This window comes from Rhodococcus sp. EPR-134, assembly GCF_001647205.1.
Classification (GTDB): Bacteria; Actinomycetota; Actinomycetes; order Mycobacteriales; family Mycobacteriaceae; genus Rhodococcus_F; species Rhodococcus_F qingshengii.
On sequence record NZ_LVCT01000696.1, the window covers coordinates 1 to 1,539 of the forward strand.

Annotated in this window: 1 protein-coding gene; it reads right to left on the reverse strand. The window is 60.8% G+C overall.

Features of this window, described 5'->3' with window-relative positions; translation table 11 throughout:
• Positions 1-1,539 (reverse strand): condensation domain-containing protein (locus A2J01_RS30410; RefSeq protein WP_231916134.1); only part of this gene is annotated, 1,539 nt, incomplete at both ends.

The following is a 1,539-nucleotide window of genomic DNA, read 5'->3' on the forward strand; positions in this document are numbered from 1 at the left end:
CCATACGACAACGACTCGCCACCGAACCGCACCGCAACCCGATCACCAAACCGCGCAGCAGCATCATCGAACCACGCCGACAACGTCGAATCCACACCACTGTCGACACCCGTGTCGCTCCATGACAGAACGCGATCCAACTCACCGGCGGTCATAACATCCACGTCGCCAACGGCAGCGGCCGGATTCGCGACAACGCCACGGAGGACGGACACGAACCGATCAGCGAACTCGGCCGCTGTCGACGCGTCGAACAGATCCGTCGCGTAGGTCAGGGTGCCGGACATACCGGCGTCAGCGGCGTCTTCAAGTGTGAATTGCAGATCGAACTTGGCCAGTGCTGCGTCGAATTCCACAGCAGCGGCGGTGAGTCCGGGCAGTTCGAGAGCACTCTGTCCAAGGTTCTGGAACGTCAACGCCACCTGGAACAACGGATGACGAGCCTGCGAACGAACCGGATCGAGAACCTCCACCACACGCTCGAACGGAACATCCGCATGCGCGAACGCCTGCAAATCCACCTCACGCGCCGACGCCAACAACTCGGCAAACGACATCGACGGATCAACCTCGGTACGCAGCACCAAGGTATTGACGAACATACCGATCACGTCATCGAGCTCGGCTTCACCACGACCCGCGATCGGGGCACCGATCGCAATGTCGGTCGTCGCGGACAGTCGTGCCAACAGCACCGCCAGAGCCGAGTGAACAACCATGAACGGAGTTGCGTTCGTTGCCTTGGCCAGTTCGTCCAGCTCAGACCACAGCTGCGGTTCGATGGTGAAACTGTGATTGGCGCCGCGCCCTGAAGCAATCTCGGGACGCGGACGATCACCAGGCAGATCCAACTGCTCCGGAAGATCAGCCAACGCATCCGACCAGAACGCAATCTGCTTCGCGATCATGGACTGCGGATCGTCCTCGGACCCGAGAACCTCACGCTGCCACAACGAATAGTCGGCGTACTGCACCGGCAACGGCGTCCAGGTCGGAGCCTGGCCGTTGGTTCGGGCGTAGTAGGCGGTCATGACGTCGCGGGTCAGCGGGCCCATCGAGAAGCCGTCGGTCGAGATGTGATGCATCACGAACGACAACACGAAGTCGTCATCGGCGACCTGAAAAATCTTGGCGCGCAACGGAACCTCGACAGTGACATCGAAACCCTGGGCGAAGAACGAATACAGCTCCGCCTGGATTCGGTCGTCTGTGACGCGTTCTGCGCCGAGATCGATCGAGACATCTTCTACCGAGCAGATCTTCTGGTAGCCGACGCCGTCGACCTCGGGGTAGACCGTGCGCAGAACCTCGTGACGGCCGATAACGTCGTGAACTGCCGAATTCAGGGCCGCCAGATCGAGCGCACCCGTGAGCCGAACGGCAACAGGGACATTGTTGACAGCAGAATCGGTGTCGAATCGGTTGAGGAACCACATGCGTTGCTGCGCCAACGACAACGGAACCCGAACCGGACGCACCTGCGCAGTCAACGCCGCACGTGAACCGCCACCGACATGAGAACCCAAACGAGCAGCCAAC